Annotated in this window: 14 protein-coding genes and 1 pseudogene; 6 read left to right on the plus strand and 9 right to left on the minus strand. The window is 72.6% G+C overall.

Annotated features, from left to right (window positions below):
• Positions 1-43 precede the first annotated feature (43 nt).
• The 4 genes from CLV71_RS01000 to CLV71_RS01015 form a co-directional block, all read right to left on the minus strand.
• On the minus strand, positions 44-1,282 hold the full coding sequence (locus CLV71_RS01000; RefSeq protein WP_208297326.1) for an ROK family transcriptional regulator: 1,239 nt from the start codon (positions 1,280-1,282) through the stop codon (positions 44-46).
• A 253-nt stretch (positions 1,283-1,535) separates the two neighbouring features.
• Entirely contained in the window at positions 1,536-2,867 is a 1,332-nt protein-coding gene (locus tag CLV71_RS01005) for an MGH1-like glycoside hydrolase domain-containing protein (protein ID WP_133900631.1), read from the minus strand.
• Entirely contained in the window at positions 2,855-3,655 is an 801-nt protein-coding gene (locus CLV71_RS01010; RefSeq protein WP_208297327.1) for an MBL fold metallo-hydrolase, read from the minus strand. The genes CLV71_RS01005 and CLV71_RS01010 overlap by 13 nt, the downstream gene beginning before the upstream one ends.
• 230 nt (positions 3,656-3,885) lie before the next feature.
• The gene (locus CLV71_RS01015) at positions 3,886-7,041 is read right to left on the minus strand and encodes an ATP-binding protein (RefSeq protein ID WP_133900632.1); all 3,156 of its coding nucleotides are present in this window, start codon (positions 7,039-7,041) and stop codon (positions 3,886-3,888) included.
• A 49-nt stretch (positions 7,042-7,090) separates the two neighbouring features.
• On the opposite strand from CLV71_RS01015, the pseudogene CLV71_RS01020 reads away from it, so the two are divergent.
• Positions 7,091-7,507, plus strand: a pseudogene (locus CLV71_RS01020) (ATP-binding cassette domain-containing protein); the annotation flags it as partial.
• Positions 7,508-7,519: 12 nt separating this feature from the next.
• On the opposite strand, the gene CLV71_RS01025 reads toward CLV71_RS01020, so the two are convergent.
• A complete protein-coding gene (locus tag CLV71_RS01025) occupies positions 7,520-9,184 on the minus strand; it encodes an MOSC and FAD-binding oxidoreductase domain-containing protein (RefSeq protein WP_133900634.1) in 1,665 nt (554 codons plus the stop codon).
• Between the two features lie 10 nt (positions 9,185-9,194).
• Complete coding sequence (locus tag CLV71_RS01030; RefSeq protein ID WP_133900635.1) at positions 9,195-9,692, minus strand: CGNR zinc finger domain-containing protein; 498 nt, start codon at positions 9,690-9,692, stop codon at positions 9,195-9,197.
• A gap of 88 nt (positions 9,693-9,780) precedes the next feature.
• Here CLV71_RS01030 and CLV71_RS01035 point away from each other — a divergent pair, with 88 nt between their 5' ends.
• From CLV71_RS01035 to CLV71_RS48330, 4 genes are all read left to right on the plus strand, one after another.
• A complete protein-coding gene (locus tag CLV71_RS01035; protein ID WP_133900636.1) occupies positions 9,781-10,638 on the plus strand; it encodes a DUF427 domain-containing protein in 858 nt (285 codons plus the stop codon).
• Positions 10,638-11,336 carry an SDR family oxidoreductase gene (locus tag CLV71_RS01040; RefSeq protein WP_133900637.1) on the plus strand — a complete coding sequence of 233 codons (699 nt, stop codon included), beginning with the start codon at positions 10,638-10,640 and terminating at the stop codon, positions 11,334-11,336. The genes CLV71_RS01035 and CLV71_RS01040 overlap by 1 nt, the downstream gene beginning before the upstream one ends.
• Before the next feature lie 18 nt (positions 11,337-11,354).
• Positions 11,355-11,774 carry a VOC family protein gene (locus CLV71_RS01045; protein WP_133900638.1) on the plus strand — a complete coding sequence of 140 codons (420 nt, stop codon included), beginning with the start codon at positions 11,355-11,357 and terminating at the stop codon, positions 11,772-11,774.
• A gap of 127 nt (positions 11,775-11,901) precedes the next feature.
• Complete coding sequence (locus CLV71_RS48330; protein ID WP_208297328.1) at positions 11,902-12,336, plus strand: ATP-binding protein; 435 nt, start codon at positions 11,902-11,904, stop codon at positions 12,334-12,336.
• Here the strand turns inward: CLV71_RS48330 and CLV71_RS01055 are convergent.
• Together CLV71_RS01055 and CLV71_RS01060 are read right to left on the minus strand one after the other, a co-directional pair.
• Entirely contained in the window at positions 12,333-12,539 is a 207-nt protein-coding gene (locus CLV71_RS01055; RefSeq protein WP_131892691.1) for a helix-turn-helix domain-containing protein, read from the minus strand. The genes CLV71_RS48330 and CLV71_RS01055 overlap by 4 nt on opposite strands.
• Positions 12,539-13,018: a DUF2975 domain-containing protein gene (locus CLV71_RS01060; RefSeq protein WP_133900639.1), complete on the minus strand. Its 480-nt coding sequence runs from the start codon at positions 13,016-13,018 to the stop codon at positions 12,539-12,541. The genes CLV71_RS01055 and CLV71_RS01060 overlap by 1 nt, the downstream gene beginning before the upstream one ends.
• A 203-nt stretch (positions 13,019-13,221) precedes the next feature.
• Between CLV71_RS01060 and CLV71_RS01065 the strand changes: the two genes are divergently transcribed.
• Entirely contained in the window at positions 13,222-13,803 is a 582-nt protein-coding gene (locus tag CLV71_RS01065) for a sensor histidine kinase (RefSeq protein ID WP_133900640.1), read from the plus strand.
• On the opposite strand, the gene CLV71_RS01070 is transcribed toward CLV71_RS01065, so the two are convergent.
• Entirely contained in the window at positions 13,800-14,147 is a 348-nt protein-coding gene (locus CLV71_RS01070; RefSeq protein ID WP_133900641.1) for a spore germination protein GerW family protein, read from the minus strand. The genes CLV71_RS01065 and CLV71_RS01070 overlap by 4 nt on opposite strands.
• Positions 14,148-14,298 lie beyond the last annotated feature (151 nt).

The raw sequence follows: 14,298 nt of genomic DNA on the forward strand, positions 1-14,298 counted from the left end.
GCCGTGGTGCGGGGCGCTGCCACGCTCCGCACCACGGCCCGTCTCATCTGGTGGGATGTCGCAGCGGGGCCAGCGTCGGGTCGTCGAGCACGGCCTCCAGGGCGACGTGCGCGCCACCGCGTGCGGCGGCCGTGAAGCCGAGGGTGGACAGGACGACCTCGCAGGCCTCCGGCGCCATCACGCGGGCCCGCAGCTCGGCGAGCATCGGCGCCAGCAGGTAGCCGCCCAGGCTCGCGAAGTAACCCCCGAGCACCAGGACGCGGGGGTTGAACACGTTGAGCAGGATGGAGGCGCCGAGGCCGAGCGCCTCGCCGACCAGCTTCAGCGCGTCGAGGGTGCGCGGCTCGCCTTCGTCGGCACGGTCCCGCACGACGGCCAGGCGCTGCTCGAGGTCCAGTGACGGGTCGCGCACCGGGTCGTCCGGCGTCGCGGCCATCCGCAGCAGCGCGGCGAGGCCGACCATGGTCTCCCAGCAACCGCGCCGCCCGCAGCCGCACAGGTCGCCGCCGGGGTTGAGCGGCATGTGCCCGATCTCGCCGGAGAACCCCTCCGCGCCACGCAGGAGCTGCCCGTCGACCATGACCCCGCCGCCGACGCCCGTCTCGCCGGTGAGGTAGACGAGGTGGGCGGTGCCCGCGCGGCAGCCCATGGCGAACTCGCCGAGCGCGGCCAGGTTGGCGTCGTTCTCGACCCGGATGGCGAACCCCGGCCGCCCGAGGCGGTGCCGCAGCCCGTCGACGGCGTTCACCTGCGTCCAGTGCAGGTTCGGGGCGAACGCGACCACGCCGTCCTCCCGCTCGACCAGCGCGGGGATGGCGAGCGTCATGCCGACCGCCATGATGTCCCGTTTGTCGCATACCGCGAGTGCCATGATCGAAAGCTCGGTGACGGCGTCGAGCACGGCCTCCGGGGGGAGCGCCTGCACGTCGAGGGCCACGCGGTGCTCGAAGACCGGTGTGTTGGAGAGGTCCAGGACGATCGCGGTCACGTAGTCGACGTTGATCTCCACGCCGATGCCGCCGATGGTGCGCCCGTCCAGCTCGACGGTCTGCCCCGGCCGACCGACCGAGCCCTCCCGCTGGACGTCGCCCTCGCGGACCAGACCGCGGTCGATCAGCTCACTGACCAGGCTGGACACCGTGCCGCGGTTGAGCCCCGTCTCGACGGCGACCGTGGCACGACTGCGCGGGCCCGCGTCCCGCAGGTGCCGCAGCACCAGCGCGAGGTTGTTCCTGCGCACCAGCGCCAGATCGGCAGGCTGCCGCCCGTCCGGCCGTCGCACTGGTCGAGCCGCGTCCACCAAGGCCACACCGCCCTGCCGATAATTTGTCCGTTAGCCGGACAAATTAAGACGGCGTGAAGAGGCGGTCAAGGGTTAATCGAAAGTTTCGTCGAGGTAACCCGACAAGCCGCCGCCGAGTGGACAAACCGCAGGTAAGGCACTGGGCCGAACGGCCGTACTATGGCTGTCCCCGATGGCCCAATGGTCAAGAGAGTGCATTCTCGGGGAAACCGCCGACCTATGGCGTCAGAGGTCACACCACTGTGCCGGTTCCCGGGCGGGCGAGAGTGATGTCCACGCGGTGCCTGCCGGTCAGGCCGGCGGGGATCGAGAACTCCGGGCGGGGTGTGCCGTCGAGGTCGAGCCGGGTGATGGTGCCGGTGCCGGTGATGCGGAGGTCGAGCGTCATCGCGCGGTGGGGGAGGTTCGACAGGCGGACGCTCGTGAAGCCGGGCGGGACCACCGGCTGGAAGTGGATCTCCTCGTCGAAGGAGATGCCCAGCAGTCCGTGGTGGACCATCGCGAGGTAGCCGGCCGCGCTCCACAGCTGGCGGGCCGAGCCGCCGGGGCGGGCGGTGTCCGGGTGGTAGAACTCGTGGTAGGTCGTCGCCCTGGCCGCCAGTGTGGCCAGGGTCGTCAGTTCCGTCGCGAAGACGGCCGCCGCGCCCCGGCTCGCCGCCGCCCACGCCCAGTAGCCCTGGACGAACGGCCACACCATTCCGTTGTGGTAGAAGTACTCGTCGCGCAGCAGCCTGCTGGTCCACAGTGGATACGGCGGCCACAGACAGGGCAGTCCGTTGCGGGTCGGCCTGACAGTACGGAAGATCGACGCCGCCTGGTCGTCGTCGGCGACGTGCCACAGGGCGGCCAGCGCGTTGCCCAGTCCCTCCCAGCGGTCCGACGGCCGATCGTCCTCGTAGTAGGCGTAGTGGCCGCGGTCCGGTCGCCACAGCCTGTCGTCGATCGCCTTGCCGAGTGTCGTCGCCCGTGTCTCGAACGGGTCCGGGTCCTCGCCGAGCAGCCGTGCCGCGCGGGCCGCCAGTGTGTAGGCGCGGTGGTAGAGGACGTTGGTACTCAACGCCGTCGTCGCGCCGACCGCCCTGCCGCGGAACGCGAACCGCGGGGGATAGGCACTGTTGGACTCCATGAAGCTCGCGCAGCCGAGGAAAAGCCCGCCGTCGAGGACCTCCCGCTCGGCTCTCGCCAGCGTCGTCCTGGTCACGTCATGGCTCCACCGCAGGAAGTCCAGGTCGCCCGTGGCCGTGTAGCACGCCCACGCGCCGACCGCGCCCACGATCGAGTCCGTCAGGCGGGGCCACCCGCCGAAGTGCGCCGCCCGGTCCTGGGGCCACACGCTGCCCGTGCCGACGACGCCTCGCAGCGAGGCCGCGGCCACCGAGGGGTGCAGGAGCCCCGCGCCGAGGTCGATCGCGTACGCGGCGTCACGCACCCACACCGTCGGCCACGACTCGCCGGCCACGAACGTGTTGTCCGTGACACTGCCCGCGACGTCCCGGACCGCCTTGGCGTACGCGGTGTCGTGCAGTGCGTGTCCGGTGTGGAGGGTGGGGGTCAGGTGAGCCACCTGCGGCCCTGCCCGGCGAGCACGCGGCCGAACCGCAGCTCGGGGAAGTGCGCGCCCGCACCGAAGGTCACCCCGTCCTCCAGCTCGCGCCACAGCCGTTCGCGGACCCGCCCGGCCAGCTCGGGATCCACGTCGCCGATCGACTGCCACGTCGGCTCGTCCAGCTGCACCGGGCAGACGATCGCGTCGCCGAGCAACAGCGCCCGCCGGCCCCTCGACGACACGACCACGCTGAGGTGACCGGGAGTGTGCCCCGGCGTCATCATCAGGGTGATGCCCGGCGCGACGGTCGTGTCCCCGGCCACCAGCCGCAGCCGGCCCGCGGCCTCGCGGAGCCCGTGCCGGATGTGGTCGAACATCCACACGTCCGGGTCGGTGACGAAGTGGTCCCAGTCGTGGGCGCCGAACCAGACCGTCGCGTTCGGGAAGACCGGCGCCGCGTCGAGGTCGTAGAGCCAACCGCAGTGGTCGGCGTGCAGGTGGGTGCAGACGACGTCGGTGACGTCCGGTGGCGTGACCCCGGCGGCACGCAGCCCGACGAGCAGCTGCCCACCGACGAGGAGCCGCCGGGGACCGCTGTCCCGCACGGCGGGCCCCAGCCCGGCGTCGACGAGGACCGTCCGCTCACCGGTCCGCACCAGGAAGCACCCGATCGGCAGCCACGCCATGCCGTCCCGGGTGAACAGGTCCTCGTGCCCGTCCGGCGTGGCGTGCTCGCCGAAGTAGGCGGGCGACGCCCGGAAGGTCCCGTCCGCGACCGGATGGACGTCGATGTCGCCGATCAGCATGCGTACTCCTCCTGACCTGCCCGAACCCCAGTCCGACGGTACCCAGCCGAGGACCCCGGCGCCCGCCGTGGGGGTGGCGCGCGCCGAACGTACTGAAGGCGTCCTTCAGTGCGCCCGGCGTTACGAAGGCGTCCTTCAGTGCGCCCGGCGTTACGAAGGCGTCCTTCGGTGCGCCCGGCGTTACGAAGGCGTCCTTCAGTGCATGAGGCGGGCGCGGGGCCGGGGCGCGGTCAGGGGGTCAGGGTTGGGGTGGTCAGGTCGTGTAGCCGCGCCAGGGTCGCCGTGGCGCCCCGGGCGGTCGCCAGGGTGAACTCCTCCGGGGTGAGTGCGGCACGGGTTGCCGCCGTCACCTCCGCCGTGTCCTCACGCGACAGGTCGGCGGTGCCCCGGATCGCCACCTCCGCGCCCAGCAACACCGCCGCCTGCGTCGCGTCGCCCTGGTGCAGGGCCAGGTTCGCGATGCCGACGAGGATCTGCGCGACGACCGGCGCGTCCATGGACTCGATCGCCCACCCCAGTGCCGTCACGTAGTGCGCGTGGGCCGCCGCGACGTCGCCCTCCGCGACCTCGACGTAGCCGAGCGAGTCGAGGACCGTCGCGTGGAACTGGGACGCCACGGACAGGTTCTCCGCCATCGTGCACGCGTCGACCAGGTACGTGCGGGCCGCCGCCAGGTCACCGTCGCGGCGGGCGAAGTCGCCCCTCAGGTGGGCCACGGCGCTCGTGGCCGTCGGCAGGCCGAGGTGGTCGGCCTCCGCCGACGCCTCCGCGAGCGCCGTGAGCGCACCCGGCAGGTCGCCCGCACGCCTGCGCAGGGCCGCCAGCTTCACCCGGATGTGCACGACCTCGTCGCTCGACAGCAGCTCCGACAGGGCCGCGAGCGCCTGTGCGTGGTGTTCGACCGCCGTCGCCAGGTCGCCCCGCCACGCGACCAGGTCCGCGAGCGACGTCAGCGCGAACGAGGTGCCCCAGCGCTCGCCGAGCTGCCGGTACTCCGCGAGGGCCGCCTCGAAGTCGGCCTCCGCCGCCGCGTGCTCGCGGCCGACGTTGAGCAGCAGGTGTCCGTGCATCAGCCTCGCCGTGCCGCGGACCCACGGGTCCGGGTCGTCCGCCAGCGGCTCGGTCACGCCGACCGAGATCTCGGTCGTGCCGTCCTGGTAGGACGCCAGTATCTGCTCGATCGGGCCGAGCAGGCGCAGCAGCGGGTGTGCGTGCACCGTGCGACTGGCCAGCTCGTGTGCCGTGTGGAACCACCGGGCCGCGGCCTTCTCGTCCCGCAGCCCGTCCAGGACGAGCAGCGCCGCCATCGCACACGCCGCCGCCCTCGGCTCGTCGTCGACCTCGCCCTGCAACGCCAGCGCCTCACCGGCGAGCACGGCGCCCTCCGCCTTGTGCCCGCTCAGCCACCAGTACCACCCCGCGACGGCCACCAGCCGCACGGCGCTCGCCGGGTCCCCTGCCGCCACGGCGTGCCGGATCGCCGCGGTGAGGTTGTCGTGGTCGGCGGCCAGCCTGGCCAGCCACACCAGCTGGTCGTGCCTGCGCAGCCGGGGCTCGGCGGCCTCGGCGAGGTCGACGAAGTACGCCGCGTGCGCCTGCCGCACCCGTTCCCGCTCCCCGGCCTCCGCGAGCCGCTCGAGGCCGTACGCCTTGATCGTCTCCAGCATCCGGTAACGCGGCCCGTCCCCGTCCGACACGGTCAGCAGCGACTTGTCCACCAGCGCGGACAGCAGGTCGAGCACGTCCACGGCCGCCACCGGACCACCGGCGCACACGTGTTCCGCGGCGTCCTGGGTCGCGCCGCCCGCGAACACCGACAGCCGCCGCCACAGCACCCGTTCCGGCTCGGACAGCAGCTCCCAGCTCCAGTCCACGACCGCCCGCAGCGTCTGGTGGCGGGGCAGCACGACCCGGCTGCCGCCGGTGAGCAGCGGGAACCGGTCGTCGAGCCGGGTGGCGAGCTGCGCGGGGGTCATGGTCCGCAGTCGTGCCGCGGCCAGCTCGATGGCGAGCGGCATGCCGTCCAGTGCCCGGCAGATCCGCACCACCGTGGCCGGGTCGTCGACCGCGAACCCCGGACGTGCCGCGCGGGCCCGGTCCACCAGCAAACGCACCGCCGCGTAGCCGGTCCCGTCGGTGCCCGCAGGCGGCAGCGCCAGCGGCTCGACCGGCCACAGGGCCTCCCCGGTTATCCCGAGCGGCTCCCGGCTCGTGGCCAGGATCCGCAGCGCGGGACACGCACCGAGCAGCCGGTCGGCGAACTCGGCGACCGCGCCGACGACGTGCTCGCAGTTGTCCAGCACCAGCAGCACCCGCCGGTTGCCGAGCGCGGCGACGAGCAGGTCGACCGGGTCGGTGGCCGTGGGCTCGGCCCCCAGCCGCCCGCCGTGCACGTGCTCGCGGACCCCGAGCGCGGCCAGCACGGCCTGCGGCACCCCGGCCGCGTCGCCGACCCGCGCCAGCTCCACGAACCACACGCCGTCGGGCATCGCCGCCAGCAGTGTCCGCGCGGCCTCGACGGACAGCCGCGTCTTGCCTGAGCCACCCGGCCCGATCAGCGTGGTCAGGCGGTACTCCTCGACCAGCCCGCGCACCCGGACGAGGTCGTCGTCGCGTCCGACGAAGCTGGTCAGCTCCGCCCGCAGGTTGGTCCTCGGCGTGTCGGCACCGCGCAGCACCGAGACGTGCAGTGCGGCAAGCTCCGGCGACGGGTCGGTGCCCAGCTCGTCGGCGAGGACCTGCCTGGCCCGCTCGAACACGGTCAGCGCCTCGGCAGGCCGCCCCGCGGCACACAGCGCACGCATCAACGCACCGACCAGCCGCTCCCGCAGCGGGAACTCGGCCACCAGCGCGGTCAGCTCGGTGACCAGCTCGCCGCCCCGCCCCAACCGCAGGTCGGCCTCGACCCGGTCCTCCACGGCGGCCAGCCGCAGCTCGTCGAGCCGCGGGACGACCGACGCCGCGAGGTCCGACCCGGCCACGTCGAGCAGGGCCGGCCCGCGCCACAGCGCGAGGGCGTCGCGGAGCAGGACCGAGGCGGTGGCGGGATCACCGGCCAACGCCCGCCTGCCGTCGGCCACGAGCCGCTCGAACCGCGTCACGTCGACGACCTCGGGCCCGACGACGAGCCGGTACCCGGCCGGATGCGACTCGACGGTGGCCTCGGGCAGTGTGCGCCGGAGCCGGGACACCAGTGCCTGCAACGCGTTCGCCGCGCCTGCGGGCGGGTTGGCGCCCCACACGCCGTCGATCAGCCGCTGGGTCCCGGCCACGCCGTCGGTCAGGGCGAGCAGGATCAGCAGCGTGCGCAACCGCGTCCCGGCCACCTCGACCGGGGCGCCGTCACCGGCCCGCACCTCCAGAGGGCCGAGCATCGCGATCCGCACGCCCGTGATTCTGCCCGTCCCGCCGACAACCCGGATGCCCGAACCACCGGGCTCGCCTATCGTGGCCGACCAGCGCCTCCCGCTGGCCCCGACCGACATCGTCGGCGACCTGGTCGACCTCGAACTCTCGACGGTCCGCGCCGCACTGGCGGCGGCCGAGGCCCTCGACGCGTGGGACGCCGACCGCCGGGTGGCGGTGTCGCTGGCCGCGCTGAACGCCGTGTCCGACCGGACCCGGCCGCTGGGGACGCTGTCGGTGGGGCAGCGTCACCGGGTGCGCCTCGCGTGCCCGCTCGGTGCGCGCCACGCGGTCCTGCTGCTGGACGAGCCGACCAACCACCTGTCGGCGACGCTCGTGGACGAGCTGACCGCCGCCCTGGCGACCACCGAGGCGGCCGTGGTCGTGGCGACCCACGACCGCCAACTCCTGCGCGACACGGCGTCCTGGCCGAGGCTCGAGCTGTGAGCGCCGGCGTCCTCAGAGGTCGAGGACCAGGTCCGTCTCCGGGTGGCTGCAGCAGATCAGGGTGTCGCCCGGCGCCGGTGGTTCGAGTGGGTCGGGGTCGTAGCCGAGGTCACCCGACAGGACCGGGGTCACGCAGTTGTGGCAGACGCCCGTGCGGCAGCTCCAGCGGGTCGGCACGTCGCAGGCCTCGGCCAGCTCCAGCAGGGACCGGAAGTCCTCGCGCCACGGGATGGTCAGGCCGCTCCTGGCGAAGGTCACGCTCGGACCCGTGCCGACCCGACCCTCCGGCGCGTGCGGCGGGGTCCTGGACGCGCCGACCACACCGGGGTTCAGGGACGGCAGGGCACCGAACAGTTCACTGTGGACGTTCGCGCGGTTCAGCCCGGCGGCGACCAGTGCGTCCCGCATCGCGGTCATGAACGCGTCCGGGCCGCACAGGTACGCCGTCGTGTCGGGCGGCAGGTCAAGGGCGGCAAGGGTTTCCGCGCCGAGCCGGCCCTCGGTCGCCGTGTAGTGGACATGTTCGTGGCCGTGGGGGAGGGTCGCCAGCAGGTCGTGTGCCTCCGCCGCGAAGGCGTGTGTCCCGGCGGAGCGGGTGGTGTGCAGCCACCACACCTCACGCCTGCTGCCCGCCGCGGCCAGCGTGTGCAGCATGGCCAGCACCGGGGTCACGCCGATGCCCGCCGACAGCAGCAGCACCGGCGTGGTCTCGTCCTCGGCCAGGAAGAACTCACCCCGCGGCGCGGCTACCTCCAGGGACGCGCCGACGGCGAGACCCGTGTGGAGGAACGTGCTCACCACGCCGTCACGCTTCACGCTGATCCGGTACTCGGTGTCCGACGGGGTCGCGGACAGGGAGTAGCTGCGCACCGGCTGCGGCGTGCCCGGTGTGCGCAGTGTCAGGTACTGGCCCGGTCGCGGTCGCGGCAGCGGGCCGTCGCCGGACAGGTAGATCGACGTCACGGTCGTGCTCTCGGGGACCACCCGCGACACCCGCAGCGGACGGAACCCCTGCCACGTCTCGACCGTGGCCCGCGGGCCGGCGAGCAGGTCCCGGAACGAGCCCTGCCAGCCCGGGCTCAGCGCCGAGATGTCGAGCGCCCTGCGCAGGTCCTCGACGTCCCGGTCCGGCAGGTACAGCAAGGCGTCGACCGCCGCCACGCTCATCCGGTGGGGGCCCTGCCTCGTGCGGACGATCTCGTCGCCTGCCTGGACCCGCCCCTCGGTGATGACGCGGAGGTAGAAGCCGGGCCGGTGGTGCGCGACCAGCAGTGACGGCATCCTCGGCTCACCCAGTCGCATGCCGACGCGGAAACAGGTCACCCTCGGCTGGGTGACCTCGAACTCCGCCTCGCCGACGCGGTACCGGTCGCCGATGTTGACCTCGTCGTCCGGGAGCCCGTCGACGGTGAAGTTCTCGCCGAACTGGCCGTACTCGAGGTCGTCGCGGTGCAGGTGCGCCCGCCAGAAGTCGTAGGACTCCCGCTGGTACACCAGCACGGCACGGATCTCGCCGCCGTGGCCGCCGAGGTCGCCCTGGCCGTCGCCGTCCACGTTGAGCCTGCGGACCATCCTCGGGCCGTCGACCGGGTACTTGAAGATTCCCGTGTGGACGGTCCGGTCCGACCAGGCCACGTCCCTGGGCATGCCGACGTTCAGTGACAGCAGACGTGCCATCACGCCTCCCTCAGTCCTCGGAGTCCGGGCGGGTCCGTTGGTAGTGCCTGCGTGCCTTCATGCGGTTGCCGCACACCGCCATCGAGCACCAGCGTGCGCTGTTCGGCTTGCTGTGGTCGATCAGGAACAGCCGGCACTCCGGGTTGGCGCACGGGCGCAGCCTGCCGGGGCTCGTCCTGGTCAGCTCGTCCCAGGCGAGCACCGCCCGCGCCGCCGTGGACCGGCCCGCGGGCAGTTCGAGCGTCCACGTGACGCCACCGTCCACGAAGGACGCGCGGGAGAGGACGCCGTCGACGAACCGCTCCACCGGCGGGACCACGCCCTCCCGCACGGCGTCCTGCAGTGCCGCGCGGGCCGCCAGCGCGGCACGCCACTCCTGCTCCGACGCGGGCTGGTCGTGCTCGGCGAGCCAGCGCAGGCCGGCCTCCGCGTCCGCGAGGTCGTCCTGGGGCGTCCCGCCGCGGACCGGAGTGCTGTTCAGCAGGTCCAGCAACAGCGTCTCGTCCATCTCTAACCTCCAAACAACTGCTTGACAGGTTACAGCACGTCTGCCTAACCTTCAAACATTGCTTGTAAGGGTTAGAGAGGAGAGGGTCATGGGACTGTCCTGGCAGCAGGGGCCGCTGGGCGCCAAGCCGGTCGGGCACTTCCTGGTGCCGGAGCCACTCCCGGAGCGGCTGCTGTTCGCCGAGCCGCTCCGCAGGCGGATGCGGGTGCGCCTCGCCGACGAGTGGGTGGCCGACAGCGAGGACGTCGTGCTGCTGCACGAGCCGAACCGCTACCCGGTCGCGTACTTCCCGCTCACCGCCGTCGCGGACGGCGTGCTCGTGGCGGAGGACCGCGTCACCGAGCACCGCGATCTCGGGCCAACGGCGTGGTTCACCGTGCACGCCGAGGGCGGGGACGCCGCCCGTGCCGCCTGGCGGCACACGGACCTGCCGAAGCACGCGGACGTCCTGCGCGACCGGGTCGCCTTCGCGTGGCGGGCGATGGACGCCTTCTACGAGGAGGACGAGCGTGTCCTCGGGCACGCGGCCGACCAGTACCACCGCGTCGACATCCGGCAGACCTCGCGGCACCTCGTCGTCCGCGACGGGGACCGGGTCGTCGTCGACACGCACCGGCCGGTGGCGCTGTACGAGTCGGGCTTCGCGCCGCGCTGGTACGTGCACCCCGACGACGTCGACCGGGCCGCGCTGACGCGGGTCGACGGGCAGACCTTCTGCCCCTACAAGGGTGTGGCCGACTACTACGACATCGGCGACCGAGGGCGCGCCGCGTGGTCCTACCGGGACGCGTGGCCGGAGGTCGGCAGGGTGTCCGGGTTCGTGTCCTTCGAGCCGGACGTCGTGGACGTGTACCTCGACGGCGTGAAGCTGGCGCTCGAGCCGGGCCAGACCGTGACGCCCCACGGCATCGACCGGGGACTCGACGCCGGGGAGGCGAGGAACTGATGCGCGTGCTCGTCGTCGGCAGGGGCAGTGGCATCGCCCGCGCCGTCACGCAGGCGGTCCTGGCGGCGGGCGGCACCGTCGTGGTCGCGGGCCGCGACCGGGACGCCCTCGCCGGCTCCTACGCCGACACTCCCGACGTCACCGCCGAGCGGGTCGACCTCACCGACGAGGACAGCATCGCCGCCCTCGCGGCACGCCTCGGCGCCGTCGACCACGTCGTGTCGACCGCGTCGTCCCGCGCTCGTGGCACGGTCGGCGACCTCGACCACGAGACCGTGCTGAGGTCCTTCGACGTCAAGGTCCTCGGCCCGATCTTCCTGGCCAAGCACTTCGCGCCGCGCATGCCCGCCGACGGGTCGTTCGTGTTCTTCTCCGGCACGTCGGCGTCGAAGCCTGCCGTCGGCATGCTCGCGGTCGGCGCGACCAACGGGGCCGTCGACGTGGTCACCAGGAGCCTCGCGGTCGAGCTGGCGCCGATCCGCGTCAACGCGGTCTCGCCGGGCACCGTCGACACCGGCGCCTACGACGGCCTCGGCGAACAGAAGAAGGCCGAGCTGTTCGCGTCCCGCCGCGCGACCGTGCCCGCGCGGCGCGTGGGCCGGGCCGAGGACATCGCACAGGCCGTCGTCTTCGCGCTCACCAACACCTTCGTCACCGGCGTCTCCCTCGCCGTCGACGGCGGCGAACCGCTCGTCTGAGTCTCCCAGGAGGAAACCGTGGACTACCGCATCGAGGTCGTCACCCTGCCGGTCACCGACGTCGACCGTGCCGTCCGCTTCTACACCGAACAGGTCGGCTTCACCCTCGACCTCGACTACCACCCCAACGACGGCTTCCGGTTCGTCCACCTCACCCCGCCGGGCTCGCCCGCGTCCGTCCGGTTCGGCGTCGGGCTCACCGACGCGCCACCCGGGTCGGCGCTCGGCACCTACCTCGTCGTTGAGGACATCGAGCAGGCACACCGGGAGCTGACCGCACGCGGCCTCGCCGTGAGCCCCATCCGCCACAAGACCCCCGGCGAGAGCTGGCAGGGCGACTTCCGCCCGGGGGTCGACCCGGCGCGGCGGCCGTACGCGAGCTTCCTGGACTTCGCCGACCCGGACGGCAACACGTGGCTCGTCCAGGAACGTGCCTGATTTCGTCAGGTAGTCGTCAGGTTGGGAGAGCCGTTCCGCGGCGAGGATGGGCCCGAGAACCGTTTCGGGAGGGGACCCAGCCGATGAGGGGGAGCGAGCGGCGTGCCCGCGTCGCCGGGGAGGTGGCGTGATCTCGCCGCCTGCCGGCGATCCGGCCGTGCTGGTCATCCCGACGGGCGAGAACCCGTCGCCGAACGTGCTGCGGTACTGGGTGGACAGTGCGCTCACCGGAGTGCCCGTACTGCCCGGCCTGCACGTCGCGATCGTCGTCGAGGAGCTGGTGGCCAACGCCCGCGAACACGGCCGCATGCCCTGCGTGCTGCGGCTGTCCCCCGACGAGACGGGCAGGCACCTGCTGGTACTCGTCGAGGACACCGACCCCGACGACGGCGAACGCTGGCCGACCGGCGCGGGCCTGACCCTCGTCGACGCCCTCTCGCTCGACTGGGGCGTCGACCCGAGGCCGAGCGGCAAGACCGTGTGGGCCGAGATCGCGATGACGACCCGCCGGGTAGGCCTGGTGGTCCCGCCCCAGTCGTGGCCCTCCCCGGACCCGCGTTAGTCCTCGACCCACTCGAGCAGATCGCCCGGCTGGCACTCCAGCACCCGGCACATGGCCTCCAGCGTGCTGAACCGCACCGCCTTCGCCCGCCCGTTCTTCAGCACCGCCACGTTCGCGGGCGTGAGCCCGACCCGTTCCGCGAACTCCCCGACACTCATCTTCCGCCTGGCCAGCTCGACGTCGATGCGCACGACGATCGGCATCAGATCACCGCTTCCATGTCGGTGCGCAGGGTGGTGGCCTGCCGCAGCAGCGCACGCATCACCACCATCACCAGCCCGACCACGCCGACGCCGACCGCCGTCAGGAACAGCAGCAGCGGCAGCCCGGGATCGTCCGCGTTGAGGCCCACGTAGCAGAGCACCGCCGCGAGCACCACCCACCCCGCGGCGACCGCCCACACGATCGCGTCTACCCACACCATCGACGCCCGCGTGAAGATGCGGTCCTCCTTCACCAGTGTCAGCAGCTTCCAGGTCGCCACGATCACGACCTGCACGCACAGCACCCAGAACACCGACACCGCGGTCGCGGGCCACCGCAGGTACGCCATGTCCGGCGACTCCTGCGCCATGTACCTGAACTGCCCCGGCAGCGACAGGGTCTGGAACACGACCAGCACCCCGAACAACACCACCAGGAAGACCCGTAGGAGGGCGACGACACGACCCGTAGTGACCATGTGTCGAGTATCGGTCGTTATCTATCGAAAGTCAATCGACCATCGACAGTGCGGCGACGCATACCGGTGATGCGGTGTGATGGCCTCCTGACCACCCTGCTGCTCGTGGAGGACGCCCCCCGGATCCGGGGGCACTGCGCCTCGCGCTGACCGACGAGGGCTACCGCGTCATCGAGGCCGGGACCGGCGAGCAGGCACTCACGTTGCTCCACGGGGACGGCGCCGAGCCGGACGTCGTGCTGCCGGACCTGATGCTGCCGGGCGACCTGCGCCGCGTCCGCAGGATGGTCGACGACCTGCTGGAGATCTCCCGCTACGACCAGGACCGCTCGACGTTCGAGCTGGTCGACCTCACGGAGCTGGTGCTCGCGGTGACCAGGCACCACGGCGCGGTCGCGCCCGACGCGGTCGACGTGGCGGCGCGGCCGTGGATCGTGGGGAACCGCAGGCGGCTGGAACGGGTCGTGGTGAACCTGCTGGACAACGCCACCCGCCACGGGAACGGCCTGGTACGCCCGGGAATCACGCGTGCAGGCGGCCGGGCCCGCGTCGAGGTGGACGACGCGGGCCCCGGCGTGCCCGCCGCCGACCGGGAACACGTCTTCGAACGCTTCTCCCGAGGCTCACCGGCAGACCGCGAGGCGACCGACAGCGGCCTCGGCCTTGCCCTTGTCGCCCAACACGTCCACGACCACGACGGCCGCACGTGGGCGGAGGACCGCCCCGGCGGCGGCGCGCGTTTCGTGGTCGAGCTGCCGGAGGCGCCGCCACCCGCGACGGGTTAACCCTCCTCGCTCCCGGCACGCAGCCGAAGGATCCGCACGCCGACCAGCAGCCCGGCGATGGCCACCCCACCGACGGTCGCGATGAGCCGGTTCACGTCGATGGCGGGCTGCCACCACACCTTCCCGTCCTGGATCACGAAGGCGCCGACCGGCCTGGCGACGAGCCCGAGCCCGCCACCCTCCGCCTCCTGTCCGAGCTTGTCCTGGCCGTTCCCGCCGCCGCCACCCCCGAAGACCCGAGCCGCCGGGATGACCGTGATCCCGTCCTTCTCGACGGGCTCGGCGTAGACCACCCGCGCGTCCATCGTCTCCTTGGCCCGCGCGAACAACTCGGCGATCTTCATGCTCGGCTCCCTGGTGGTCGTCGGACAGTCGAGGACAACCTTGCCACGACCCGCCGGTCGACCGATCGCGCCACAAGCAAGGCCGCGCGATTTCCGAAATGTTTCGGACGGTTTTTACATTCCGGTATTAACCATTGACCGATGGTGACAA

This window comes from Actinophytocola oryzae (assembly GCF_004364325.1).
GTDB classification, from domain to species: Bacteria; Actinomycetota; Actinomycetes; order Mycobacteriales; family Pseudonocardiaceae; genus Actinophytocola; species Actinophytocola oryzae.

What these genes read in the sequence shown, in the direction of transcription:
- CLV71_RS01035 (WP_133900636.1), top strand. Translation starts at nt 9,781, where the DNA reads ATGGGACTGTCCTGGCAGCAGGGGCCGCTGGGCGCCAAGCCGGTCGGG.
- CLV71_RS01055 (WP_131892691.1), bottom strand. Translation starts at nt 12,539, where the DNA reads ATGCCGATCGTCGTGCGCATCGACGTCGAGCTGGCCAGGCGGAAGATG.
- CLV71_RS01025 (WP_133900634.1), bottom strand. Translation starts at nt 9,184, where the DNA reads ATGGCACGTCTGCTGTCACTGAACGTCGGCATGCCCAGGGACGTGGCC.
- CLV71_RS01070 (WP_133900641.1), bottom strand. Translation starts at nt 14,147, where the DNA reads ATGAAGATCGCCGAGTTGTTCGCGCGGGCCAAGGAGACGATGGACGCG.
- CLV71_RS01040 (WP_133900637.1), top strand. Translation starts at nt 10,638, where the DNA reads ATGCGCGTGCTCGTCGTCGGCAGGGGCAGTGGCATCGCCCGCGCCGTC.
- CLV71_RS01010 (WP_208297327.1), bottom strand. Translation starts at nt 3,655, where the DNA reads ATGCTGATCGGCGACATCGACGTCCATCCGGTCGCGGACGGGACCTTC.
- CLV71_RS01060 (WP_133900639.1), bottom strand. Translation starts at nt 13,018, where the DNA reads ATGGTCACTACGGGTCGTGTCGTCGCCCTCCTACGGGTCTTCCTGGTG.
- CLV71_RS01030 (WP_133900635.1), bottom strand. Translation starts at nt 9,692, where the DNA reads ATGGACGAGACGCTGTTGCTGGACCTGCTGAACAGCACTCCGGTCCGC.